Annotated in this window: 19 protein-coding genes and 1 tRNA gene; 14 read left to right on the top strand and 6 right to left on the bottom strand. The window is 64.2% G+C overall.

The features are described from left to right. Window positions 1-32: 32 nt before the first annotated feature. The 4 genes from V6F88_RS16725 (at window position 33) to V6F88_RS16710 (ending at window position 2,813) form a co-directional block, all read left to right on the top strand. A complete protein-coding gene (locus V6F88_RS16725; protein ID WP_332610826.1) occupies window positions 33-1,010 on the top strand; it encodes an NAD(P)H-quinone oxidoreductase in 978 nt (325 codons plus the stop codon). A gap of 130 nt (window positions 1,011-1,140) precedes the next feature. Then, on the top strand, window positions 1,141-1,887 hold the full coding sequence (gene tpiA / locus V6F88_RS16720; RefSeq protein ID WP_332610824.1) for a triose-phosphate isomerase: 747 nt from the start codon (window positions 1,141-1,143) through the stop codon (window positions 1,885-1,887). A gap of 21 nt (window positions 1,888-1,908) precedes the next feature. Beyond that, complete coding sequence (gene secG / locus V6F88_RS16715) at window positions 1,909-2,376, top strand: preprotein translocase subunit SecG (protein WP_332610823.1); 468 nt, start codon at window positions 1,909-1,911, stop codon at window positions 2,374-2,376. A 352-nt stretch (window positions 2,377-2,728) separates the two neighbouring features. Then, window positions 2,729-2,813 (top strand) — tRNA-Leu (locus tag V6F88_RS16710). Window positions 2,814-2,915: 102 nt separating this feature from the next. Here the strand turns inward: V6F88_RS16710 and V6F88_RS16705 are convergent. After that, window positions 2,916-3,221 (bottom strand): hypothetical protein, encoded by a 306-nt coding sequence (locus V6F88_RS16705; protein WP_332610822.1) that lies wholly within the window; start codon window positions 3,219-3,221, stop codon window positions 2,916-2,918. Window positions 3,222-3,335: 114 nt separating this feature from the next. Here V6F88_RS16705 and V6F88_RS16700 point away from each other — a divergent pair, with 114 nt between their 5' ends. Further along, window positions 3,336-3,569: a hypothetical protein gene (locus V6F88_RS16700; protein WP_332610820.1), complete on the top strand. Its 234-nt coding sequence runs from the start codon at window positions 3,336-3,338 to the stop codon at window positions 3,567-3,569. Between the two features lie 48 nt (window positions 3,570-3,617). Here V6F88_RS16700 and V6F88_RS16695 read toward each other — a convergent pair whose 3' ends face one another. Together V6F88_RS16695 and V6F88_RS16690 are read right to left on the bottom strand one after the other, a co-directional pair. Further along, window positions 3,618-4,376 carry a tyrosine-protein phosphatase gene (locus tag V6F88_RS16695; protein ID WP_332610818.1) on the bottom strand — a complete coding sequence of 253 codons (759 nt, stop codon included), beginning with the start codon at window positions 4,374-4,376 and terminating at the stop codon, window positions 3,618-3,620. A 153-nt stretch (window positions 4,377-4,529) separates the two neighbouring features. After that, on the bottom strand, window positions 4,530-5,024 hold the full coding sequence (locus V6F88_RS16690) for a MarR family winged helix-turn-helix transcriptional regulator (RefSeq protein WP_332610816.1): 495 nt from the start codon (window positions 5,022-5,024) through the stop codon (window positions 4,530-4,532). Window positions 5,025-5,171: 147 nt separating this feature from the next. Between V6F88_RS16690 and V6F88_RS16685 the strand changes: the two genes are divergently transcribed. From V6F88_RS16685 to V6F88_RS16675, 3 genes are read left to right on the top strand one after another with little or no spacing between them, the layout of a single operon-like run. Continuing rightward, a complete protein-coding gene (locus tag V6F88_RS16685; protein WP_332610814.1) occupies window positions 5,172-6,437 on the top strand; it encodes a flavin-dependent oxidoreductase in 1,266 nt (421 codons plus the stop codon). Continuing rightward, entirely contained in the window at window positions 6,434-6,919 is a 486-nt protein-coding gene (locus tag V6F88_RS16680; RefSeq protein WP_332610812.1) for a DUF3237 domain-containing protein, read from the top strand. Before V6F88_RS16685 ends, V6F88_RS16680 begins: the two co-directional genes overlap by 4 nt. 50 nt (window positions 6,920-6,969) lie before the next feature. Further along, entirely contained in the window at window positions 6,970-7,935 is a 966-nt protein-coding gene (locus V6F88_RS16675) for a Bug family tripartite tricarboxylate transporter substrate binding protein (protein WP_143215535.1), read from the top strand. Between the two features lie 106 nt (window positions 7,936-8,041). Here V6F88_RS16675 and V6F88_RS16670 read toward each other — a convergent pair whose 3' ends face one another. Beyond that, on the bottom strand, window positions 8,042-8,860 hold the full coding sequence (locus V6F88_RS16670; RefSeq protein WP_332610810.1) for an aminotransferase class IV family protein: 819 nt from the start codon (window positions 8,858-8,860) through the stop codon (window positions 8,042-8,044). 104 nt (window positions 8,861-8,964) lie between these two features. Between V6F88_RS16670 and V6F88_RS16665 the strand changes: the two genes are divergently transcribed. The 3 genes from V6F88_RS16665 to V6F88_RS16655 all read left to right on the top strand — a co-directional run bounded on the left by V6F88_RS16665 (window position 8,965) and on the right by V6F88_RS16655 (window position 11,901). Further along, a complete protein-coding gene (locus tag V6F88_RS16665; protein ID WP_332610808.1) occupies window positions 8,965-9,921 on the top strand; it encodes a LysR substrate-binding domain-containing protein in 957 nt (318 codons plus the stop codon). Between the two features lie 121 nt (window positions 9,922-10,042). Continuing rightward, on the top strand, window positions 10,043-10,642 hold the full coding sequence (locus V6F88_RS16660) for a nitroreductase family protein (protein ID WP_332610806.1): 600 nt from the start codon (window positions 10,043-10,045) through the stop codon (window positions 10,640-10,642). A gap of 203 nt (window positions 10,643-10,845) precedes the next feature. Next, window positions 10,846-11,901, top strand: a complete 1,056-nt coding sequence (locus tag V6F88_RS16655) for a sensor domain-containing diguanylate cyclase (protein ID WP_332610804.1) — start codon at window positions 10,846-10,848, stop codon at window positions 11,899-11,901. Window positions 11,902-11,904: 3 nt separating this feature from the next. On the opposite strand, the gene V6F88_RS16650 is transcribed toward V6F88_RS16655, so the two are convergent. Continuing rightward, the gene (locus tag V6F88_RS16650; protein WP_332610802.1) at window positions 11,905-12,843 is read right to left on the bottom strand and encodes a hypothetical protein; all 939 of its coding nucleotides are present in this window, start codon (window positions 12,841-12,843) and stop codon (window positions 11,905-11,907) included. A gap of 101 nt (window positions 12,844-12,944) precedes the next feature. Between V6F88_RS16650 and V6F88_RS16645 the strand changes: the two genes are divergently transcribed. The 3 genes from V6F88_RS16645 to V6F88_RS16635 all read left to right on the top strand — a co-directional run bounded on the left by V6F88_RS16645 (window position 12,945) and on the right by V6F88_RS16635 (window position 21,295). Then, window positions 12,945-13,853: a lysozyme inhibitor LprI family protein gene (locus V6F88_RS16645; RefSeq protein ID WP_332610801.1), complete on the top strand. Its 909-nt coding sequence runs from the start codon at window positions 12,945-12,947 to the stop codon at window positions 13,851-13,853. Window positions 13,854-14,036: 183 nt separating this feature from the next. Next, a complete protein-coding gene (locus V6F88_RS16640; RefSeq protein WP_332610799.1) occupies window positions 14,037-20,138 on the top strand; it encodes a DUF3320 domain-containing protein in 6,102 nt (2,033 codons plus the stop codon). A 434-nt stretch (window positions 20,139-20,572) separates the two neighbouring features. Continuing rightward, entirely contained in the window at window positions 20,573-21,295 is a 723-nt protein-coding gene (locus V6F88_RS16635) for an META and DUF4377 domain-containing protein (RefSeq protein WP_332610798.1), read from the top strand. A 112-nt stretch (window positions 21,296-21,407) separates the two neighbouring features. On the opposite strand, the gene V6F88_RS16630 is transcribed toward V6F88_RS16635, so the two are convergent. Further along, on the bottom strand, window positions 21,408-23,867 hold the full coding sequence (locus V6F88_RS16630) for a penicillin acylase family protein (RefSeq protein WP_332610797.1): 2,460 nt from the start codon (window positions 23,865-23,867) through the stop codon (window positions 21,408-21,410). Between the last annotated feature and the right edge of the window lie 120 nt (window positions 23,868-23,987).

Genomic DNA, 23,987 nt, shown 5'->3' with positions numbered 1-23,987 from the left:
TAATAATCTATTTGCTGCAAAGGAGGCACGCGATGCACGCTGTAGAAATCTCCCGCCCCGGCGGCCCCGAGGTCCTGGTCCCCGTAGAACGCCCCACGCCCGAGCCGGGCACGGGTGAAGTCCTGATCAAAGTCAGCGCCGCGGGCATCAACCGCCCCGACGTGTTCCAGCGCAAGGGCAACTATGCCCCGCCGCGTGGCGTGTCCGACCTGCCGGGCCTGGAAGTGGCCGGTGAAATCGTGGGCGGCGACGTCGCCGACAGCGGCTTTGCCATCGGCGACAAAGTCTGCGCGCTGGTGGCCGGCGGCGGTTATGCCGAATACTGCGTTGCGCCCGTGGCGCAATGCCTGCCCATCCCCAAGGGCTTGTCCGACGTCGAAGCGGCCGGTTTGCCCGAGACGTATTTCACGGTCTGGAGCAACGTGTTCGATCGCGGCCGTTTGTCCGAAGGCGAAATCTTGCTGGTGCACGGCGGCGCCAGCGGCATCGGCACCACGGCGATCCAGTTGGCGCGCGCCATGGGCAACCGCGTGTTCGCCACGGTCGGCAGCGACGACCGCGCCCGTGCCGTCGAGGCGCTGGGTGCTGAAAAGGGCATCAACTACAAAACCCAGGATTTCGTGAAGGAAGTCATGGACGCGACCGACGGGCGCGGCGTGGACGTCATCCTGGACATGGTGGCCGGCGACTACATCGCCCGCGACATGCAGTGCCTGGCCGATGACGGCCGCATCGTCATCATTGCGCAGCTGGGCGGTTCGCGCGCCGACGTGGACACCTCGCAGGTGATGCGCCGCCGCCTGACCATCACGGGCTCGACCTTGCGTCCCCGCCCGGTCGCCTTCAAGGGCGCCATCGCTCGCGCCCTGCGCGAACAGGCCTGGCCCTTGCTGGAAAAAGGGGCCATCAAGCCCATCGTGCACGCCACCTTCCCGCTGGCCGAGGCCTCCAAGGCCCACGCCATGATGGAAGGCGGTGAAAACATCGGCAAAATCATCCTGACAATGTAAGAATCGCGCGGCGATCGGCGTATCGCCGCGCAACAGGATACAATCTTGGGTTTCGCCTGGAATTTTTTCCAGGCAGGCCCGTGGGCGGTTGCATCATTGCCCGGGGCTCACCCCCACTCTGACACCTGCCATGACTTCAGTCGACAATCGCGCCCGCCTTGTGCTGGGCAACTGGAAGATGCACGGCAACCTGGCCGAGAACGCCGCGTTGCTGACCGAGCTGCGCGCCGCGGATGCCGCGAGCCACTGCGAGATCGGCATCTGTGTTCCGTTTCCCTATCTGGCGCAAGCCGGCTCGGCCCTGACCGGAAGCAGCGTGTCGTGGGGCGCGCAGGACGTCAGCGCACACCAAAAAGGCGCCTACACCGGTGAAGTGTCCGGTGCGATGCTGAAAGAATTCGGTTGCCGCTGGGCATTGGCCGGCCATTCCGAGCGCCGCGTACTGCACAACGAAACCGACGAAATCGTCGCCGCCAAGGCGCAAGCCGCGTTGGCCGCCGGCCTGACCCCGGTGGTCTGCGTCGGGGAATCGCTGGCGGATCGCGAAGCAGGCAACACGCTGGCCGTCATTGAACGCCAGTTGAAGCCCGTGCTGGCGCTGGGCGCCGAATCGGTCGCCCGCATGGTCCTGGCCTACGAACCCGTCTGGGCCATCGGCACCGGCCGCACCGCCAGCCCCGAGCAGGCGCAGGAAGTTCACGGCGCCATCCGCGCCGCCCTGCGCACGCTGGGCGCGGCGCAAGTACAAGTTTTATACGGCGGTAGCGTCAAAGCTGCCAACGCCGCCAGTTTGTTCGCCATGACAGATATCGACGGGGCCCTGGTCGGCGGCGCGTCGCTAGTGGCTGAAGAATTTTTGCGTATTGCCGCCATCTAAGTTTCCGTTCCGGAGTCTGTAATGCCCTTGATGCTTAAACTTTTGCTGGCCGTCCAAGTACTTTCCGCGCTGGCTATCATCGTCCTGGTCCTGCTGCAGCAGGGCAAGGGCGCCGACATGGGGTCCGCTTTCGGTAGCGGTTCGTCCGGCAGCCTGTTCGGTGCCACTGGCGCCGCCAACTTCCTGTCGCGCGCCACCAAGTGGGCCGCCGTGGTCTTCTTCGCGTCCACCGCCGGCTTGGCCTACGTCAGCCACAAGGGCACCAGCGGCCCGGCCGTTGACTCCGGCGTGATGCAAAGCTTCCCGGCCGACCGCTCCGTGCCGCAAGTGCCGGGTGCAGCCCCCGCTGCTCCTGCCACCGGTGGTGCTTCGGTTCCGGGTGCTGCTTCGGTTCCGGCGGCGCCTGCCGCGCCGGCCAAGCCCGACGCCTCGGTGCCCACTGCCCCGGCCGCTCCGGCCAGCAAGCCGGCTGAAACGCCCGCTAAGTAAGATCGGGCAAGGTTGAAAAAGCCGGCGTGCGCGCCGGCTTTTTTATTGGATCGGCCCGAAAAATTATCCAAATTATGCAGACGATTCCCGCCACCGAGGCATGTCGGTCGCGGGTTTTTTACGCCAAGAAAATATTGAGGATTGTTCTCGTGATCGATATGCTTCGCCGACTATTTCCAATAGCCCATGGCGTGCCCCGCAACGTGATGCTTCGCGCTCGGTACGCATACTAGAGGCGGGAAGGGGTCGGGAATGGCTCCGTTTTGGAAGGGATTCCGGGTTGAATAATTTCCATGCTAGAATGCTCGACTTTCTGGCACTGCCTATGGCGGTGACCGGAAATCTGGTGAAAGCCGACGTGGTGAAATTGGTAGACACGCTATCTTGAGGGGGTAGTGGCGAAAGCTGTGCGAGTTCGAGTCTCGCCGTCGGCACCAAGAATTCCTCGTAAAAAGCCCGCTGAAACGCTACGTTTCAGCGGGCTTTTTGCTTTGAGTTCGCGTTTGCTCCTGGCCTTGGACGCATGACCATTGAATGGCTCAATGCAGGTTCCCGCCAAACGCCACCACCGCCACCACGAACGTCGTGACCCCAACTGCCGCCAATCGATATGCCCGCTTCGCGGCATGCGCGTTGTTTCGGCTTAGCCCGATCAGCGTCGCCACCGTCGACCACAACCCCGTGAACGCCAGCAGCGCCAGCGTGTACACCCAATCCGACAGGTCATAGCCGCCACCCCCGATCGACACGGACGCCGACGTCCGTGGCCACAGCAACGCAATCAGTGTGCCGGCCACCACGGCAAAGACGGCAAGCCAGGCCAGAAATGCGCGGTCCTTCAGCATGGTTTCGATCCTAGGGTTTCAGTTAGGGGATGTAATGCGCACGGCAATACGCGCCAGATCCGTGATCCGGCACTGTTATAAAGGGCGTTGTGGTTTCAACAGTAGGGCAAGCTTATGTCGATTCAACAGTTGATCCGTTGCGGTGCGGCGGTGTCGCTTATCGCGATGGGTGCAGGATGTTCCATGGTTGGCTTGGGAGACTCCCGTAGCAGCGAGTGTCAGTGGTATCGCAGCAGCTGCATGCACGAAGGCTCGTACGACCCGGGCGAAGAAGACTACGCCGAGGACGAGGCAAAGCGGTTGAACAAGCAGTCTTCCGACCGGCTGCGCCGCAGCTCGGGCAACTGAAGCGGCTGAACCTGCCGACGCAGCCGAGCCCCGCCCGCGCGGCAAGGGTCAGGCTTCCAGATAATGGTTACGCAAGACGTCGGCGTCTATCTTCAGCGCGTCTTGCAGATACCGGTCCATGGTGCCGTATTCCTGCTTGATGGCTTGCACCGATGCGTCCAGATACGCCGGCGCCACTTCCAGCTGCGGCATCATCACGTCTTCCTTGATGCCGCTAGCGCTGGATTTTGCCAGGATGTCCTGGAAGAACCGGGCGTTGCAGTGATTCGATTCCAGATAATTCGACAGGATATCGTCCTGCGCCACGCCCAGCGCCGATAGCAGTAAAAGCGATGCAAAGCCCGTGCGGTCCTTGCCTGCCGTGCAGTGAAACAGCAGCGTCTTGCCGGTCATTGCCGTGTTCATGAAGCCGCCGAACGCGGCTTGGTAGCGCGAGGGAAACTCGCGGTAGATCTCGACCATCATGGTCGTCGCGAATGCCGGGGTGGCGTCGCGAAGGCGCGGCAGCAGGGACGCCATCGCCATATTGCCGTCCAGGACGGGCGATGCAATCCAGTGAAAGCGTTGGCCGAAGTGCGCCTCGTCGTGGGCTTTTTCGGGTTCAGCGCGAAAATCGATGACGGCTTCCAAACCCAGCGCGCCCAGCCGTTCCAGGTCGGTGGCGCTGGCCCGGCCCGGGTTGCCGCTGCGAAACAGTTTGCCCCGCCGCACGCGCCTGCCGTCGATCCCGGTCAACCCGCCCAGGTCGCGCGCATTGTGCACGTTCTCAAGGTCCAGGCGGCGTTGCATGGCCTCCGGCGTTGGCATGAATGGATCTTGTTGGCGCATGGGGGTCGGCATGGGTTCCTTCACGTGTAAACGGGTCGGACGATCGTAGCACCACCGACTCACTCACAGCGGTCATGCCACCCTTGCGCGAGGTGCGGCGCCGGCACTCGTTTCGGCAATAGCCGCCCGGGCCTAAGCCCCCAGTTTTCCCAGCAATTCAATCAGCTGCCGCTTTTCCGCCGCACCCAGTTCCTGGCTGATCCGCGCGTCATGCGCCTGCACGGCCTCTGTGATGTCGGCCAGCACGGCGCGGCCGGATTCGGTTGCTGCCAGGGAATAGGCGCGCTTATCGTGCTCGGCGTCCTGCCGTTCCACATAGCCCAGCGCTTGCAGCTGATTCACGATCTGCACGGCGCCCGACCGCGCAATGCCCTGGATGCGGGCCAGGTCCGTCAGTTTCAGGCGGGTATTTGCCGCAATCAACGTCAATGCCGAGAAGCGCTGGGGGGTGATGTCCCAGGGCGCCAATGCCGCCAGGAAGTCTTCATAGATAACGATCTGCGCACGTCGGATGGCGTAGCCGACCAGACCGTCCAGCGCGCCGTACTGGACGCCGGGAACGTGGGGCTGAAACTGCTCGCCTCGCGCGCCAGGGCGGCGGGGGCGTTGGGATGCGGCTCGTGACATGGCGGTGGCGCGGGGCAGGGTCCTGGTGTCAGGGGGCTCAACACTAATGCAGTCATGCGCGCCGCGCTACCGGATTACGGGAAATCCCCGGTGCGGAAATGGCGACGATTTTGTTATGTTGCATAACAAATAAGACCAGGAGTAGACATGCAAATCGTCATCGCCGGCGCCGGCATCGGCGGGCTGACGCTCGCGTTGATGCTGCATCGGCGCGGCATCGATTGCCGCGTATATGAAAGCGCCCAGGAACTGAAGCCGCTGGGCGTGGGCATCAACCTGCTGCCGCACGCGGTCAGCGAACTGGAACAGCTGGGGCTGATGCCCGCGCTGGCCGAACGCGCCATTGAAACGTCGCAACTGCACTACTACAACAAGTTCGGCCAGCCTATCTGGCGCGAGCCGCGTGGGGTGCAAGCCGGCTACCCCCTGCCGCAGTTCTCGGTGCACCGGGGCGAATTCCAGATGTTGCTGGCCCAAGCGGTGCGAGACCGTCTGGGCAACGACGCCATCGTGACGGGCATGGTGCTGGAATCGGCCGAGCAGGACGCGGACGGCGCCACGGCAGTGTTCCGGCGGCGCGCGGACGGATCGATGCACCGCGTGCGCGGCGACATCCTGGTGGGCGCCGACGGCATCCATTCCGCGTTGCGCCGCCAACTGCATCCGGTGGGCGATGAACCGCGCTTTTCCGGCCGCATGCTGTGGCGCGCGGTCACCGAGGCCCCGCCCTACCTGGACGGGCGCAGCATGTTCATGGCCGGTCATCAGGACCAGAAGTTTGTCTGCTACCCGATCTCTGAACCGCTGCGCCGCGAAGGGCGATCGCTGATCAACTGGATTGCCGAATTGTCCGTGCCGGGCGCCGAACTGCCGGCCACCGACTGGAACCGCCAGGTCGACAAGTCAGTGTTCGCGGACAGGTTTGCCAACTGGCGCTGGGACTGGATCGACATTCCCGCGATCATCGACGGCGCGCAAGCCATCTACGAATTCCCCTTGGTGGACCGCGACCCACTGCCGCGCTGGACACGGGGACGCGTGACGCTGTTGGGCGACGCCGCGCATCCCATGTATCCCATCGGTTCGAACGGTTCGGCGCAGGCCATACTGGACGCGCGCTGCCTGTCGGACTGGCTGGCGCAGGCGGCTGGCGGTCGGGTGCGCACGCCGGAAATCGCGTTGTTGGAATATGAGGCCGAGCGCCTGCCGCGCACCGCCGGCATCGTGCTGCGCAACCGCTTGAATGGCCCCGAACAGGTCATGCAGATGGCCGAAGAGCGGGCGCCGCAAGGTTTCACCGACATCCACGATGTGATTGCGCACGAGGAATTGGCGGCAGTATCGCTGCGCTATAAACAACTGGCGGGATTCGATCCCGCCGCCTTGAAGAAAAGCCGGGAAGCCACGCCATGAGCACCCACAACACACCGACCGACCCCGACGCTCCCCGGCTGGAACCCGTGACGACCGTGATCGTCCAGGTGGGCGCGCCGCAGGAAGTGGGCGACACGCCGCAAGGCCGCCGCCGCGTCATCCCGATTACGGGCGGCACCGCGCAAGGCCCGCGCCTGACAGGCAAGGTGCTGCCGGGCGGCGCCGATTTTCAGGTGATCCGCTCGGCCACGTATACCGACATCCACGCGCGCTACGTCATCGAAACGCCCGAGGGCGATCGCGTCTACGTCGAGAATACCGGCATCCGCACCGGGCAGGCGGACGACATTGCCCGTCTGGTGCGCGGCGAACCCGTGGACCCCGCCAGGATCTATTTCCGCAGCTATCCGCGCTTTGAAACGGCAGCGCCCGCATTGGGCTGGATGAACGAAAGCCTGTTCATCGGCACGGGAGCACGCTATCCCGACCGGGTCGAACTGCGCTTCTACCGCATTTGCTGAACCCGCGGCATCCGCCGCGGCATGACGATAAAAACGACTCGGAGACAACCATGACTTCAATGCTGCGCCGCCTGTTGGGCGGCTTCCTGCTGTGCGTGCCACTTGCCGCGATGGCGCAATTTCCCAATGGGCCGGTGCGGCTGAACGTGGGGTTTCCGCCCGGCACCGGGCCCGACATCGTGGCGCGCACGCTGTCGCAACATATGGGTCCGTTGCTAGGCCAAAGCGTGGTCGTGGAAAACAAGGTGGGCGCGGGCGGGCAGATCGCCGCGCAGACCGTGGCGCGCAGCCCGGCCGACGGCCAGACAATTCTGCTGGGCGAAGTTGGCTCCATCAGCATCTCGCCCGCCACCTACCGCAACCTGAACTACGATCCGCCGCGCGACTTCGCGCCGATCTCTGAAGTTGTGCGCGCCGACTTCGTGCTGGTCGTGCCGGCCGACTCCCCGTATCAGGACCTGACGGCGTTTATCGACGGCGCGAAGAAGGCGTCCGATCGCATCAACTTCGCCACTTTCGGGGCGGGTACGCCGGGCCACTTTGGCGCCGAGCTGTTTGCGCGCGAAGCGGGCATGAAGATCGAGGCCATCCACTACCGCTCGACGGGCGACGCGGTGTCCGGCCTGGTGTCCGGCGCGGTGCAGGCCGCGTTCGTGACGACCGCGCTGGCCGTGCCGCAAGTGCAGGGCGGCAAGCTGCGCGCCTTGGCCATCACCGGCGCGCAGCGCTCGCCCGCGCTGTCGGCGGTGCCGACCTTTGCCGAACGCAGCCTGCCCGCCGTGAACTTCGGCGCGTGGTTCGCGCTGTTCGCGCCCGCCGGCACGCCGGATGCGGTACTGGACCGCCTGCAAAAGGACAGCGCCGCCGCGCTGCGTCAGCCCGCTGCCGTACGCAGCCTGGCCGAGGCCGGCTTCGTGGTGGTGGGGTCCGACCGCCAGACGCTGCAAGCGTTGTTGACCAGCGAATCCAAGCGCTGGAGCGATGTGGTGAAGGCCACGGGTTTCCGCGCCGACTGATCGTTGCCGGCCCCCCGTTTGCCGGCATCCCGTTGCCGGCATCCCGTTGCGTGCATCCCGTTGCGGGCATCCCGTTGCCGGCATCCCGTTGCGTGGCCGAAAGCCATCACGGCGCCATCAGCGCTTCGGCCTGATAGGCGTCGTGCAGCAATGCCATGAACACGGGCGCGTCAGGCATCGCGGTGTCACCGATACGCCTCACCGCGACGCCGGGCGTCCAGGAGTTCATCACGGCGGCCCCCGCCATGGCCGGCAGGTCGGCCAACGTCACGGGCTGCACCCGCTGCGGTATCTGCCTGTCGTGCAGCTGCCGCTGCACGATGCCCATCGTCGTGCCGGTCAGCATTTGGGCATCGGGCCACACCACGGCCTGCCCATCCCAGAACGCAAGGTTCCAGATGGACGCCTCGCTCAAACGACCCTGCCGGTCGACAAAGGCTGCGTCGTCGGCCCCTTGTCGGGCCGCCTGCCGCAACAGATACGTCTTGGCGACTTCGCCCACATGCTTCACGGCTGGCAGCATCCGCTCGTGCTGCATCGCCGCCAACGACAGGGGCCCGGGCGGCCCGTTTGACGGCGGCCCGGTCCGTACCAGAATGTCCAGCGGGGTATCGCCTTGGGCAACGGTGAATTCGCCGGCTGGGGAATAGACGGTGGCGACCAGGGATAAGTCCTCGGGGCTGGCGCCGATGGCCGAACGCAGCGCATCCACGATGGCGGTATCGGGCAACGCCTGCCCGAACATCGTCAGCGAGGCCGCGCGCAAACGTGCCAAGTGCAGGTCCAGGCCCCTGAGCCGTCCGCCGCGTACCTGCATCGCGGTGAAGTGGGCGTAGCCGGCAAACGCCAGCGGGGCCAGGTCGGCGGCGGTGGCGGGCAGGCCGTTGCGTTGCGTGACATAGGGAAAACTATCTAGGGCGGGCATGAAGGACATCCGGGCTGATCATCAAGTTTCGCCACTATCCTGCATTGCCATTACCAGGGGAAACGAGTTATTTTCACGCCATTATCAAATTTGGCTTGAAGATCATGAATCGCCTGCTGCCCGGCACCCGTGCTCTGCGCACCTTGGAGGCCGCAGCGCGTCACCTGAACTTCACGCGCGCCGCCGACGAACTTGGGCTGACCCCGGCAGCCGTCAGCTATCAAATCAAAGAGATCGAAGAACAACTGGGCGTGGTGCTATTCACGCGCACCAGCCGCAGCATTCAATTGACGCCTGCCGGCACTGTGCTCTTCGACGCCGCTGCCGACGCGTTGCACACGTTGCAGCAGGCAGTGTCCAAGGCGCGACGGCTGACGCGGGGCGATGCCCAACTGCGGCTGTCAGTGGGCGCGCGCTTTGCCACGCAATGGCTGTTGCCGCGCCTGCCTCAGTTTCAGGCCGAACACCCCGGCTTGGCATTGACGTTCGACATCAGCGATGCCGTGCGCGACTTTGCCGCTGATGATGTGGACGCTGCCATCCGATTCGGCGCGGGCGCATACCCGGGCGCGCAGTCCCATCGGCTTTTTCATACCGTCGTCGTTCCCGTGTGCAGCCCGGCGCTGTTGCAATCTGGCCGCCCATTGGGTCGCCCGCGGGACTTGTTCAACCACACGTTGTGCTACGTAGACTGCCGGCCCGGCGGCATTGTCTGGCCGAACTGGCCGATGTGGATGGCGGCGGCAGGCGTTGATGGCTTCGACGATAGCCGTAGCGTCGCCTTCGCGGAATCCAGCCACGTGGTGCAAGCCGTGATGGACGGCGCGGCAGTGGGCTTGGTGGAATGGGAACTGGTCGAGCGCGACGTGCAAGCCGGCCGCCTGATCCGGCTGTTCGAAGTGGGGGTTCGGGTGGCGCCGGAATACGCCTATCACTTGGTGTATCCGGCGGCCAGCGCGTCCGACCCCCGGGTATGCGCATTGCGGGATTGGATGCTGCGGACCGTCAGCGGCGCGGATGTCACCAAACAGCACTATCAACCCGGCTCGTTCCACGAATAGAACAGTTTGTTCCGTCCAAAATCGGCCGTTTTGGCCCTTTTGCTAGTGCGCGTGTCAGGGTTCGGCCGTTAGAATTCGTTCCCATATCACCCCCTATCTACCAGTCGAAAGGTCAAGTCCCATGAGCAACGCTTATCTCGAGGCACTCAAGAAGCGCCGTACGCAGTATTCGCTGGGCCGTAATGTGTCGGCCTCCAAAGAAGAACTGGCCAGCCTGATCCAGGAAGCCATCAAGCAAAGCCCTTCGTCGTTCAACTCGCAAAGCTCGCGCGCCGTCATTCTGTTTGGCGATGAAAGCGTGAAGCTGTGGGACCTGACCATCGAAGAAGTGCGCAAGGTGGCGCCGGCCGAAGGTTTCGACAAGACCGAAGCCAAGCTCAAGAGCTTTGCCGCCGGCGTGGGCACCGTGCTGTTCTTCGAAGACCAGGACGTGGTGCGCAGCTTGCAGGAAAAATTCGCGCTGTACGCCGACAACTTCCCGGTGTGGTCCGAGCAGTCGGGCGGCATGGCTCAACTGTCCACCTGGGCAGCCCTGGCCAACGCCAACGTCGGCGCCAGCTTGCAGCATTACAACCCGCTGATCGACGGCGTGGTCGCGCGTGAATGGAACGTGCCGGCCTCGTGGAAGCTGCGCGCGCAAATGCCGTTCGGCTCCAACGAGAACGGTTTTGGCGACAAGCCTTTCATGGACGACGCCGAGCGTTTTCGCGTGGTTGGCTGATTGCCCCTGACCTGAATCAGGCGCCGGTCGCCTGATCAAAAACGTCCTGCAAGCCCGCCCTTCCGACAAAGGAAGCGCGGGCTTTTTCGTGGGGCGGTGCAAATTGTCGACAAGTGCATAATGGTCGTTTGTCCCGCCCGACCCATGTGGGCCGGGCAGCAATGCCGCGCGGCAGCAAGCGCGCCTTGAAGGAGAGATGCCTTATGGATCCGATACTTGCCGGGCTGTCCAAATCCTTGCCTCAGGCCAAGACGGTCGAGCAATTGACCCGCCCGCTGCTGGACATGCTGGGCAGCGTGACGGGATTGGAATCCACGTATCTGACCGAGATCGATCTGAAGGCGGATTTGCAGCATGTGCGCTACGCCCGCAACGTGGGGGATTTACAGATCCCCGAAGGCTTGTCCGTGCCATGGTCGGACACGCTGTGCAAGCGTGCCCTGGAAGGCGGGCGCTTGTGCACCAGCGATGTGGCCAATTGTTGGCCGGATTCCGAAGCCGCGCGCCAGCTGGGCATCCAGACCTACGTCAGCGCGCCCGTGCGTACCGACGACGGCCAGCTGTTGGGCACGCTGTGCGCCGCCAGTGCGCGCCAGTTGCAACTGGCACCGCAGGCCGAGTCCGTGTTGAAGCTGTTCTCCAACGTGATCGCCAACTTCCTGCAACGCGAAATGTTGATGGAACAACTGCACTCGGCCAACGTCCAGCTGATGTCCTACGCGATGACGGACCCGCTGACCGGCCTGCCGAACCGCCGTGCGCTATACGAAGAGCTTGAGCGCCTGGAACAGCGTGCGCTGCGCGAAGGCGGCAGCGTGTTGGTGGGCGTGATCGACCTGGACGGTTTCAAGGGCATCAACGACACGTACGGCCATCAGCAGGGGGATGTGTTTCTGCAAGAGATCGCACGCCGCGTCGCCGCCGCCTTACGCACGTCCGACATGCTGGGTCGCATCGGTGGCGACGAATTCGTACTGGTGGGGCCGGGGCCGGCGCTGGATCGCATGGACACCACGGCAGGCGCCGCCGCGCAACGCGGTGACGCCATGGAAGCCGCGCGGTCCCTGGAAGAACGCGCGACGGCGGCCACGATAGGGCGTTACCAACTGGGTGACGCCGCGGTGTCTTATGAAGGCGCCAGCGTCGGCGTGGTGGCCGTGGACCCGCGCGGCCTGGACGCCGAGGCGGCGGTCCGGCTGGCCGATGCACGCATGTACGAGATCAAGCGCGCGCGCAAAGCGGCGCGCACGATCCATTAAGAATCACCGATAGGCCCGCTCGGCCGCCGACCACTTCAACGTCTTGCGCCACTTGCCACCTTGCTGGCGCAGTTGCAGGTCAAAGTAGCCGTCCGTCTTCTCCGGCAGCACCACCAGGATGTTGCTGGCGTCGGACATGTCGTGATCGCGGGTGCCGTCGGGATGCCAGTCGCCCGCGATGGACTTGAAGAAGGACATGGGCTGGGCGAACACCACGCGCAGGGTAGGGCCGTCGATGTGGAACAGGTACAGGGCCTCGAAGTTGGCGCCGCCGCCTGAATAGCCTTCGCTCCATCCGGCGCGCACGCCGAAGGCCACGGCGCCGGGGGCGATTTTGTAGGCCGCCAGGTCGAAGCGTTTCCATTCGGTGGGCACCGACAGCACCGGGGCGTTGGCGTCTTCCGTTGCCACATCCTGGGGCAAGTCGATGTCGGTATCGCGCCAGTCGGTGGGCGTCTTGACGGGGCCGTTGGTGCGCGCCAGCAACGTGGGGGCCGCGCCCGGCGTCGTGCCGAACACGCCGAACCAGACGCCGTTCTTGTCGTCGTCGCTGGACAGGTCGGCGCATTCGCCGCCGCCGTATTTGATCAGCTGCGCCGCGCGTTCGGGCGTGGACGCCAGGCAGACCATTGCGACAAATGTGCCCGGGCGCTGCCCCCAGGGCTTTGCGCCGGCCACCAGCAGCCGCTTGGGGTCTTGGCCCGGGGCCAATTGCTGCACCAGGAATTCACGCGTGAAGCCGTCGGGCAGCGCAACGCCTAACCCGTCGGGTTGGGGCGCGCCACTCATCTGGCTGTCGTACATCCGGCGGGCGTCTTCCGTCTGGATGGCGCCGCGCGCCTTGTCCAGCGACGGCACCGTCGTGTCTGCCCATGCTTGCGGCACATACGACGCGCAGGCCAACAGGGGGGTCAACAGTAGCGAGGCGAATCGGATGCGCATGGGTAAGGGTAGCGTGTTGGGGGTTGAGGAAGCCGGCGCAGAATAGCGCGGGTGCACGTTTCAGAACGTTGAACTCTGTTTCTATTTTGTAAGTTGATTTCATGCAGAATGGCACGCCGGGTGCCCGGCGCCACGCCCAAGCGCGGGCTTACGCAAAGAGAGAAGACGCAATGACATTGGCACGTTTCGCACTGAACGCAGTAAAGAGCGTTTTTTTGGCCGGTATGTTCGCGTTGTCCGCGCCGGCGATGGCCATCAATTGCGCCAAGGCGAACACCGCCGTCGACAAGCTGATCTGCGCCGATAAGGCCACGGTGGCGGCCGATGCGAACCTGAATCGCGCGTACCAGGCAATCTTGAAACAGGCGCCCGACGACGGCATCCGAGCAATGCTGGTCGCGAGCCAGAAGCGGTGGCTGGCGGCGCGCGATCGTGCGCTTGAGCGCTTGCTTGGCGACCCGGACACCGTGCCCGATGACAAGACCGCCGGCGAGATCGCGCGCGAGCTGATCGAGAACCGCAGCGCGCAATTCACGGAAACCGGCAAAGGGGCCACCACGCCCGCGATCATACGTAGAGCGGTCGAGCAGCAAAAATTTCAATCGCAATTCACGGGCGGCGCGTTCGCCGGCTATTGGACGACTTGCGACGTGTTGCCGCACGATTATGTCGACTACGAGTGCTTCGCAATCCGTCATTACCAAAACAATGACCGCGTGTGCTCGGTGGACGAATCCTGGGCGTCGGGCGCCGTCTACACCAAACGCTACGTCGCCAACGTGGTTGATGGAAAACCGCGCGTCATCGCGTCGTGCTCGTTCAATAGCGCCGACGAAGCCTGCGCGACGGTCGCGGACACGAAGGCGAATTGGAACAGGCATCCCGAGCCACCAAAGTACGTGTATGCCGACGAGCCGCTGCCCAAGCTGGATGGCGAGATCGATGCGTCGGACGATGCGGAATGGGTGCAGGCCTGCCTGACCGACCCGGCGTATCCGCCGGCGCAATAACCGGGCGGCGGGGGCGCGCACATGGGGCGCGCTCGGGCGCTCAGGCCGGATTTCATCGATATTCAAACCGATACGCAAAACTTGCTGTTTCCAGAAGGCAGGGGCGTCATCGCGCCTTAAAATCCGGCATTGCAGATTTTCGCTGCCGGCATCGGCCCGCGCGGAACGAACCGAGAGATATCGATGGATAAGCGACAAGACCTGGAACCTCCGGCGATCCAGGAGGGCGCGGCCCAGACCGGCGCGGAGCAAACCGGCGCGGAGCAAACCGGCGCGTTGCGGATCGACGTGGTGCATGCTGACGTGCTGCATGCCACGGCGTCCGGCGCGCTGGATGCTATCGACGCCGAGGCGCCCGACGTCATCGATGCTACCGACGCCGCCAACACCGCCACCACCGCCGTCGCGACCATCGCCACCACCGCCATCGACGCCATCGCCATCGACATCGAAGCCGATCCCACGCTGGGCTACGCCTCGATTCAGAACGCGGTGCCCATCGTACGTACGTTGCGCGTGACGAACCGCTCGGCGCACACTTTCGAGAACATTGAAGTCCGGCTGCGCTGCAACCCCGCCTTTGCCCATCCTGTAACGCTGCGCTTTGACGCGCTGGTGCCGGGGGAAATCCGCCGTGTTTCGCCGCTGGACCTGACGCCGGACCACAGCTACGTAGCTGATCTGCAAGAGGCCGTGCGCGCCAGTATTGATGTCGTGGTGCAGTCAGCCTCGCAAGAACTGGGGCGGGCCTCGCAACCGATATCCGTGTTGGCGTATGACCAATGGGCCGGCACGCGCGCCCTGCCGGAATTGCTGGCCGCGTTTTCCATGCCGAATAATCCTGCCGTGGATGGGCTGATCGGCAAGGCATCCAAACTGCTGCGCGCACAGTACGCCGACCTGCAAATGAACGGCTACCAGTCCAAAAGCCGCGACGTCGTCTGGAAGCAGGTCTCCGCCATCTACAGCACACTGGCCGCTGAATCGCTGCATTACGCCGAACCGCCCGCTTCTTTCGGCGTGGACGGGCAGAAGATCCGCACGCCGGATCGCATCCTGGACGCGCGCGTCGCAACGTGCCTGGACCTGGCGATGCTGTTCTCGTCCTGCCTGGAGCAGGCGGGATTGCGCCCGGTGATTCTGATGAAGGACGGGCACGCCTGGGTAGGCGTTTGGCTGCATCAAGCGTGTTTTGCGGACCCGCTGACGGACGATGTGCAGGCGATAAGAAAGCGCGTGGACAGCGGTGAATTCCTGGTCTTCGAAACGACCGGCATCGCGCAGCATCCCAACTTCCGCCCGTCATTGCGGCGCGCGTTGGAGCAGGGCGCGGCGCATCTGCGCGAAGAAAATACCTTTCGCTACGCCATCGACGTGCACCGCGCGCGTGAGTTGCAGATCAAACCGCTGCCCTCGCGCGGGGTGTCGGTGGCGCCCACGGACGCCGATGACGTCGAGCGTCCCGCTGCCATCGAGCCCACGCCCGAGCTGCCGCCGCTGGACCCGGAGTTCGTGATCAGCCTGGAGCCCGCCGACGACACGCCGGAAGGGCGGCTGGCCAAGTGGAAGTCGCGCCTGCTGGACCTGACGCTGCGCAACCGGCTGCTGAACTTCAAGCTGACCAAATCCACCTTGCCGCTTGTGGTGCCCGACCTGGCAAAACTGGAAGACGCCATCGTCGACGGCAGCGAATTCCGCATTCGTCCGCTGCCCGCCGCGTTGATGGACGGCAGCGACCCGCGCGTTGCCGAGGTGCATGTGGGCCGGGGCGGCCGCGCGCCGCTGGACGACATGGCGCTGGACGCGCTGGGCAACAAGGAACTGATCGCCCGCGTCACCCAGGAAGCGCTGGACGCCAACCTGCTGACGATCTTCGGCGCGGCGCGCATCGGCCTGGAAGAGGGCGGCGCCAACACGCTGTACCTGGCGATGGGCATGCTGCGCTGGACGGAAAGCCCCGGTGCGGAAAGCGCGCATCTGGCGCCGCTGATCCTGGTGCCGGTGTCGCTGCAACGGCAGTCGGTGCGCAGCGGCTTTCGCCTGGTCCGCCACGACGACGAGACCATCATTAACCCCACGTTGCTGCAAATGCTGCGCAACAACTACGAACTGCGCATTCCGGGGCTGGACGTTTTGCCCGCGGACGACAAGGGCGTGGACGTGGCCCGGGTGTTGCAGGCGTTCCGCTTGGCCGTGCGGGAAATCGCCGGCTGGGAGGTGCTGGAACAGGTGCATCTGGGCATTTTCTCGTTCACCAAATACCTGATGTGGAAGGACTTGCAGGATCGGACCGAGCAGCTCAAAGCCAACCGCGTCGTCAAGCATCTGATCGACCACCCCGGTCAGGCGTTTGCCAAAGAGCCTTTCGACCAGCGCTTTGATCGCCTGGACGACAGCTACCGGCCTGAAGACCTGCTGACGCCGCTGCTGTCCGATTCGTCGCAACTGAAAGCGATCTGTGCGGTGGACGCGGGCCGTGACCTGGTGTTGGAAGGACCGCCCGGCACGGGCAAAAGCCAGACCATCACGAACCTGATCGCGCATCTGCTGGCGCGCGGCAAGACGGTGCTGTTCGTCTCGGAAAAAATGGCCGCGCTGGAAGTGGTGCATCGCCGTTTGGCCAATATCGGGCTGGGCCCGTTCTGTCTGGAATTGCATTCTTCCAAGGCGCGTAAATCCGAGGTCTTGCTACAGCTGGGCCGTGCCCTGGACCACAGCGGGCAGCGCACCAGCGACGATTGGGCGCGCGAGGCCGAACGCCTGAGCGTGCTGCGCCAGGATTTGAACGGGCTGGTCGATGCGCTGCACCACGCGCATGCCAACGGCCTGACGGTTTATGACGCCATCGGCACCTGCATACAGAACGCGGGCAAGGAGCCGTCGCCGATGTTCTGGGCCGACGCGCAGGCGCATCAATACAAAGACCTTGCGCAGCTGCGTGAGACCGCGCGCCGCATGTCGACCTTGTCCAAGGAACTGGGCGTGCTGCACGGACATCCTCTGGCGCATATCGGCATGGCCGAATGGAGCCCCAGCTGGCAAGACGCGTTACTGGAGGCGGCCCGGGTGCTGGACCAGGCGGTGGCAAGCTTGCAGGCGCAGGCGGCTGCCGTGGGTGATGGGCTGGGTGTGCCGGCGCGGTGCTTGAGTCTGAACGCCTATGCGCGTCTGGATACGCTGGCTGACATGCTGCTCGCCGCGCCCCAGGTGCCCGCGGGTCTGGCCACGCAGGCGCACGACCCCGCCGCCCGTTTTCAGGTGCAGGCGCTGGTGCGTCATGGCCAGGCGCGCAACACGCATTGGGCGCAGGTGGGTGGCCAATGGAACGCGCAATTGGCCGAGCTGGATGCCAATACGCTCAAGGCTGAGTGGCTGTCCGCCTGCTCGGCATGGTGGCCGAAGTCTGTCTTCGCCAAGGGCGGTATCCGCAAGCGGCTGGCGGGCTATCGCACGGACGGCCAGCGGCCGGACGAGGCGTCGATTACCGCCATGCTGGCGCCCTTGGCGCGGGTGAACATCGAAGACCGCGAACTGGCTGCGTTGAAGGCGGACGCGCAGCGCTTGCTGCAAGAGCGCTACACGGGGCTGGCCACGGATTGGGAGCAGGTGCAGCGGCATGAGCAATGGGCCGAGCGCTTTGCCGATGCGGTCACGCAGGCGGCGGGCGACCCGGTGTCGGCAGCGGACCTGCGCACCCGGCTGCAAGCACTCGTGGGCCAGAACCGCGCCTTGCTGCAACCTGGGGCACCGTTGGGCAAGGCTTTGCTGGCCTATCGGGATGCGTGGCGCGGCCTGCAAGATGGTTTGGCGCACGTGGATGCGCTGGCCAAACCGCCCGAAGCGCTGGCGGGCGCGCCGGACGCCAACGGTGCGCTTGAACGCATTCAGGGTGTACTGGCGGGCTGGCGCCACAACAGACAATTCCTGATGCCGTGGTGCGTGTGGCGTCAGGCGCGCGAGCAGGCCATAGCGATGCAACTGCAAGGCCTGGTCGCATCCCTGGAGCAGGGCCGTGTTCCGCTGGAGCAGGTCGAAGCGCATTTTGAATTCAGCTATCGCAACTGGTGGGTCAAGAAGGTCATTGACCATACGCCCGTGCTGCGCGCGTTTTCCAGCGCGGACCACGAACGCAAGATCCGGGAATTCCGCGACGCAGACGACCGCTTCCAGACGCTGACGTCGGCCTACATCGCGGCCGTGCTGGCTGCCAAAGTGCCCGATGGCAACGGCGTGCTGGTCAGCCCGGATAGCGAGCTAGGCCTGCTGCGCCGCGAACTGCAAAAAAAGACGCGCCACGTTCCCGTGCGCCAGCTGATGCAGCGCTTGCCGTCGCTGCTGCCCAAGCTAAAGCCATGCCTGCTGATGTCGCCGTTATCGGTGGCGCAGTATCTGGATGCGGGGCATTCGCAGTTTGACGTCGTGGTGTTTGACGAGGCCTCGCAGATTCCGGTCTGGGACTCGGTAGGCGCTATCGCGCGCGGCCAGCAAGTGGTGGTGGTGGGTGACACCAAGCAGTTGCCGCCCACCAGCTTCTTCAGCAAGTCCACGCCCGAAGACGATGGCGCGGGGGATGACGGACAGGTCGAAGACCTGGAAAGCATTCTGGATGAATGCCTGGGCGCCGACATGAACCGTTTGCGTTTGCAATGGCATTACCGCAGCAAGCACGAAAGCCTGATCACGTTCAGCAACGTGACCTATTACGACTCGCAGCTGATCACCTTTCCGTCGCCCGTGACGGATGACGTGGCCGTGCGTCTGGAAAAGGTTGCGGGCATTTACGACCGGGGCGGCAGTCGCACCAACCGCCTCGAAGCGGAAGCCATCGTGCAGGGCATCGAGCAGCATTATCTGGATAAGTCGCGCCGCCGCCAGACACTGGGCGTTGTGACCTTCAACCAGCCGCAGCAAGCCCTGATCGAAACCCTGCTGGACGCCCGCCGCCGCGCCAACGCTGAACTGGACAAGGCGATCTCGGCGCAATCCCGTGAGCCGCTTTTCATCAAGAACCTGGAGAACGTGCAGGGCGACGAGCGCGACGTTATCTATTTCTCGATCACCTTCGGTCCGGATGCCGCCGGCAAGATGACGATGAACTTCGGGCCGCTGAACGGCGAAGGCGGACACCGCCGTCTGAACGTGGCCATTTCGCGTGCGCGCGAAGGCGTGGTGATCTACAGCACGCTGATGCCGGAACAGATCGACCTGTCGCGCGTGCGCGCCACGGGTGTGCGCGACTTGAAGCACTACCTGGAATTTGCGCTGAAAGGGCCGCGCGCCTTGGTCGAGCAGTCGCTGCCGACCGGCCGCGAACCCGATAGCCCTTTTGAAACGCAAGTCATCAAAGTGCTGCGCGACCATGGCTGGGTAGTGCACCCGCAGGTGGGCTGCTCGGGCTACCGCATCGACATGGGCGTGGTCGACCCGCGCGCGCCGGGACGCTATCTGATGGGTATCGAATGCGACGGCCGCGCGTATCACTCGGGCGCCACCGCGCGGGATCGCGATCGTTTGCGGCAGGTGGTGCTTGAAGGGCTGGGCTGGACGCTGCATCGGGTGTGGTCCACCGATTGGTGGATCAACCCCGAACGCGAAGTGCAGAAGATGCTTGCCCGCTTGAACGCGGAGCTGGAACGCACGGTGGAGGACGAATCGCCCGTCGAATTCGTGATCACCACAGAGGAAGGCGATACCGCCGGGCCGCCGGCAGACGGCGTGACCCCGCGTGGCGTTGCGCCCTATCGCGTGGCGGACTTGAGCGCTGCCCCGGAGGGCCCTGACGCGTTCTACAGCCGCGCCAATAACGCGCGGTTGGCGGAACAATTGCGCTTGGTGATTGACACGGAAGGCCCCATCGCCGAGACGGTGCTGCACCGTAAAGTGGCCCGCGCGTGGGGCCTGGAACGCACGGGTGTCCGGATCATTGAACGGTTGCGCACGCTGACGCCGATGGACGTGGGTCAGACAGACGAAGGCGAGGCCACCTTCTATTGGCCGGCCGGCGTCAGCCCCGAAACCTGGAGCGGCTTTCGAGGGGCAAGCGACGACGACGCCACGCGCCGCCGCGTGGACGATGTCTGCATTCAAGAACTGGCGAACGGTGTCCTGCACGTACTGGCCATGACCGGCAACGCGCCGAAAGCGGATGTGATCAAGTCAGTGTGCCGGCTACTGGGCATGTCACGTACGTTGGCCGATGCGGAACCACGCATCGGGATCGCGATAGCGGGGCTGGCGCAACGGGGCGTGGTGCAAGAGGAAATGGGGAGGTTGCAGGCGGGGTAGGGGCGTGCACCAGCGTGAGTTTTCTGTCGCTGCCCGAAGAGAGCGGGCCCTCCACAATCGGGAATGTTCCATTGCCGGTTGGGGCATGAAACCATATCGCCCGGACGTAAGGTGTCATTCTGTAATCACCAGGGCGAGACGGCAGGGTTAATGACCTCGATGTTTTGGTCCTCCGACCTCCGTATGAAAGCACGGCTCGTCAGGCGGGCAAATAGCGGGCCCGCCATTCCCATCCTTCAGCAAGATTTTGAAACCCTCTGCCCGGCGCTTGGCCTGACCCGTCCACACCACGGACGTAGAATGCCGCTTTGCTTTAAGTGCCATTCGGCTTCCAGGAACGAACCATGAAAAAAATAATTCTTCTTGCGTCCGCATGCGCCGCGCTGCTTTCCGCTTGCGCTCCGGTTTCCTCTCCCAGCGTAGGATCCTCTTCCATGCCCGACACGACTGCCGCGTCGCCCGCCAGCCAGCTGACCTTGCCCGCGTATTACTGGCGCCTGGTTTCTGCCACCGATGCATCCGGCAAGTCGATTCCGACGTTGCAGCCGGGCGTTGAGCATCAGCTGCGCCTGGCCTTCACCAACGATGCGTTGAATATCCGGGGCGGTTGCAATACGCAATTTGGCGGCTACCGCTATCAGAACGGCGTGTTGAAGGTGGATAACCTGGCCTCCACGATGAAGGCGTGCGAGCAGAGCTTGATGCAGCTGGATGCCGAGATCAATGAGCGCCTGAAGGGCGACTTGCGTGCCACGCTGTCGGGCGACACGCACGAGCCCGCGCTGGAACTGGTGGGTAAGGACGGCACCGTGCTGAAGTTTGTTGGCGAACCCACGCCGGAAACGCTGTATGGCAGCGCCGGACAGGTCATGTTCCTGGAAGTGGCCGCGAAAAAGGCCGAATGCAGCCACCCCATGATTCCCAATTACCAGTGCCTGATGGTGCGCGAACGCCGCTACAACGAAGCGGGCGTGCAGCAGCCGACGCAGGATAAATGGCATCCGCTTTATCAATCCATCGAAGGGTTCAAGCACCAGGAAGGCGTGCGTACCGTGTTGCGCGTAAAGCGCTACGACTGGAAGAACCCGCCGGCGGACGCGCCGTCCAAGGTGTATGTGCTGGATATGGTGGTGGAGCAGGACGCATCGAAGAAGTAGTCGCAAGTAGTCGCGATTACTGCAACAAAAACGCCAAGCAAAACGCCAACCAAAACCCCAACAAAAATGCCGGGCCGCCCAAGCGACCCGGCATTTTTTTGTGGCCCGCCCGTCAATTCCCCGACGGCTTGAGCGTCAGCGTATCGGCGCGTTCGCTATCCACCTTGGCGCGGGTGAACGCCATGGGGAAGTACTCGCCGGTTGCCCAGCCCTTGAGCAAGTCCTGGTAATGCGGGCTGCGCGGGTCAGCCGATTGGCCCGGCACGTTCTGCACGCGTGAATTATCCCAGTTGGCCACGTCGATCACCTGTCGATACGACGACCCGCTGATCTGCCGGAAATCGCTCTTGCGGAACGTCGCGCGATGCACCGTGTCGTTGTCGCCGCCCACGGGATAGCGCGGCGTGCCCCAGGCCTTGGCGGTGTCCGGCGGCAGCAGGCTGGCCAGGCTGTGTTCGAACTGGATGTGATGCAGTTTGCCCCACTGCCACTGCGTGGAATCCGGCCCAAGCTTGGCGCGCAATTTCTGCACGCCATCGTTCAGCGCTTGCAGCAACAGCGCGTCGCGGCCCCGATCCGGCGGCGTGCCGAAGGCGGCATCTGGCGTGGCCAGCTTTTCCAGCGTCTTGCGGGTGGACAAGTCACCGAACGCCGCGCGGCCGTTCGCGGGCACGTAAAGGTCGGACACCCGCTTGACGACCTCGGGCAACCAGAACGCGTAGACCGTGGCGGCGCGCGAATCGGTCTCCATGCGGTAGTCCCAATCCTTCAGCAGGCCCAGCGCGTCGTTCAGCGCCGGGTCGGCGGAATTGAGCGCTTTGGCATAGCCGCCCAGTGCGCGCGCGGGTATCGACAGGTTGTCGTACTGCAAGTCCTGCGATTGCTGCACCGACAGCCGGCTGCCATCGGCCAGCACTTCGCGGATACGCTGAACGCGATAGGGTTCGGCCCAGGTGCGCGCCGACATGTCCTTATAGGCGTAGTCCGCCGGCAGGTTGTATTCGTTGGCGGTGGCAACATAGCCTTCGGGCGGGTTGTACGCGCGGGGCAGGGCGCTGCCGGGCAAGACGCCGCGCCATTCGAAATCGCCATTGCCCGGCACGGGCAACATGCCCGACCAGTCGTTACGCGGGCGTATCGGCGCGATGCTGCCGCCGAACCAGCCGATGTTGCCGTCCACGTCCGCGTACACCATGTTTTCGCTGGGCGTGTAGTGCTTTTCCATGCCGGCCACGAATTCATTCCAGTTCTGCGCCTGGTTCAAGCGCAGGCTGGCCAGGTAGGCCGCCGTGCCCGGAAACTCAAGATAGGCGGCGCGCAGCGCGTACGCCTTGTGGCGTACGGGGTCTTCGTGAATCACCGGGCCGTGACGCGTGAATTTCAGCTGGCGCACCGCCGCCGCCTGGCCGCGCACGGGAATGGACTCGTCCATCTGCCGCATTTTTTCCCAGCCGCCGCGATAACGGTATTCGTTGGGGTTGGCGGGGTTGGTGTCATAGACGTACAGGTCTTCTTCGTCGCCGAAGGCGAAGATCGTCAAGCCGAAGGCGATGCGGTCGTTATGGCCCATCGACACGCCGGGCAATGACGGTTCGCCCGCGCCGATCACGTTCCAGCCCGGCGCGTTCAAGTGCACCATGTAGCGCAACGACGGCATGGTGATCGACCGGTGGGGGTCGCCGGCCAGGATGGGTTTGCCGGTGTCGGTATGCTGCCCGCCAATGGTCCAGTTATTGCTTTCGTATCGCGTCGCCATCGGATCAAAGTTCGGATCCAGTGACGCCAGCTTGCCTTCGGACAGCGCGCTGGCAAGCGCCTCGCGCTTGTCCAGGGCCAGGGGGCTTTGCGGGAAGTCCGCCGCCACAAATTTCTGCCCATCGCGCGCCAGGGCGTAGTTCGCCAAGACCGACTTGTCGATCTGCCGCACATCCAGGCCGGCGGGCACCTGCAACGCCAAGGGCGGCTCGAAGGTGCTCAGGCCTTGCACGGCATTCAAGCCCAGGCCGGCCACCTGCTGCGCCATTTTCACTTCTTCATTCAGGTTGCGCGTCAGCCCGTAGATACGGATCAGCGAGGTCTCGGGGCGCCAATAGCCGGGCAGCGTGCCGGTCAGCTTGAACTCCGGCGGCAACTGATCGGGGTTTGCCTTCACCCAGTCCACATAGGCGTTGATGCCGGCGGCAAACGCGGTAAGGATCGCCTGGCCCTCGGGGTGATAGCTGGCGAATTCGGCCTGCATATCGCCCCGGAACAGGAACAGGCGCGCCGCGCGGTCCTGTTCGATGAAGCGCGGCCCGAACTGCTCGGCCATCTTGCCTTCGCCTTGTCGGCGCCACAGGTCCAGCTGCCACAGCCGGTCGCGCGCGGCCGAAAAGCCTTGTGCGAAGAACAGGTCATTCTGGTTTTGTGCATAGATGTGGGACACGCCATGTCGGTCCCGCACGATTTCCACCGGCTGGCTCAGCCCGGCCATGTTGATGGTGTCCTTCTTGCCGGTCGACGCGCAACCCGCCGTCAAGGCAATCAGCCCACTCGCCAGCAATGCGGCGATCCTGCGATTAAACAAACGCATGGCTCCTCCTCCAGGTTTATTGCTTTTGTATGCCTGTGGGCCCCGGGGCTCCTGCCGCCGGGTCAACCGCGCAAGCAACTGCTAGAACTAAATCAGTTGGCGCGGCAAAACTGTTTTATT

The organism is Achromobacter sp. ESBL13, from assembly GCF_036668755.1.
GTDB lineage: Bacteria > Pseudomonadota > Gammaproteobacteria > Burkholderiales > Burkholderiaceae_B > Achromobacter.
The sequence above is the reverse complement of the archived record's forward strand: the minus strand, read 5'-3'. Positions and strand labels throughout refer to the sequence as shown.

Excerpts from the sequence above, each read along its gene's own strand:
- V6F88_RS16725 (WP_332610826.1), top strand. The coding sequence starts at position 33 with ATGCACGCTGTAGAAATCTCCCGCCCCGGCGGCCCCGAGGTCCTGGTC.
- tpiA (WP_332610824.1), top strand. The coding sequence starts at position 1,141 with ATGACTTCAGTCGACAATCGCGCCCGCCTTGTGCTGGGCAACTGGAAG.
- secG (WP_332610823.1), top strand. The coding sequence starts at position 1,909 with ATGCCCTTGATGCTTAAACTTTTGCTGGCCGTCCAAGTACTTTCCGCG.
- V6F88_RS16705 (WP_332610822.1), bottom strand. The coding sequence starts at position 3,221 with ATGCTGAAGGACCGCGCATTTCTGGCCTGGCTTGCCGTCTTTGCCGTG.
- V6F88_RS16700 (WP_332610820.1), top strand. The coding sequence starts at position 3,336 with ATGTCGATTCAACAGTTGATCCGTTGCGGTGCGGCGGTGTCGCTTATC.
- V6F88_RS16695 (WP_332610818.1), bottom strand. The coding sequence starts at position 4,376 with ATGCCAACGCCGGAGGCCATGCAACGCCGCCTGGACCTTGAGAACGTG.
- V6F88_RS16690 (WP_332610816.1), bottom strand. The coding sequence starts at position 5,024 with ATGTCACGAGCCGCATCCCAACGCCCCCGCCGCCCTGGCGCGCGAGGC.
- V6F88_RS16685 (WP_332610814.1), top strand. The coding sequence starts at position 5,172 with ATGCAAATCGTCATCGCCGGCGCCGGCATCGGCGGGCTGACGCTCGCG.
- V6F88_RS16680 (WP_332610812.1), top strand. The coding sequence starts at position 6,434 with ATGAGCACCCACAACACACCGACCGACCCCGACGCTCCCCGGCTGGAA.
- V6F88_RS16675 (WP_143215535.1), top strand. The coding sequence starts at position 6,970 with ATGACTTCAATGCTGCGCCGCCTGTTGGGCGGCTTCCTGCTGTGCGTG.
- V6F88_RS16670 (WP_332610810.1), bottom strand. The coding sequence starts at position 8,860 with ATGCCCGCCCTAGATAGTTTTCCCTATGTCACGCAACGCAACGGCCTG.
- V6F88_RS16665 (WP_332610808.1), top strand. The coding sequence starts at position 8,965 with ATGAATCGCCTGCTGCCCGGCACCCGTGCTCTGCGCACCTTGGAGGCC.
- V6F88_RS16660 (WP_332610806.1), top strand. The coding sequence starts at position 10,043 with ATGAGCAACGCTTATCTCGAGGCACTCAAGAAGCGCCGTACGCAGTAT.
- V6F88_RS16655 (WP_332610804.1), top strand. The coding sequence starts at position 10,846 with ATGGATCCGATACTTGCCGGGCTGTCCAAATCCTTGCCTCAGGCCAAG.
- V6F88_RS16650 (WP_332610802.1), bottom strand. The coding sequence starts at position 12,843 with ATGCGCATCCGATTCGCCTCGCTACTGTTGACCCCCCTGTTGGCCTGC.
- V6F88_RS16645 (WP_332610801.1), top strand. The coding sequence starts at position 12,945 with ATGCAGAATGGCACGCCGGGTGCCCGGCGCCACGCCCAAGCGCGGGCT.
- V6F88_RS16640 (WP_332610799.1), top strand. The coding sequence starts at position 14,037 with ATGGATAAGCGACAAGACCTGGAACCTCCGGCGATCCAGGAGGGCGCG.
- V6F88_RS16635 (WP_332610798.1), top strand. The coding sequence starts at position 20,573 with ATGCCCGACACGACTGCCGCGTCGCCCGCCAGCCAGCTGACCTTGCCC.
- V6F88_RS16630 (WP_332610797.1), bottom strand. The coding sequence starts at position 23,867 with ATGCGTTTGTTTAATCGCAGGATCGCCGCATTGCTGGCGAGTGGGCTG.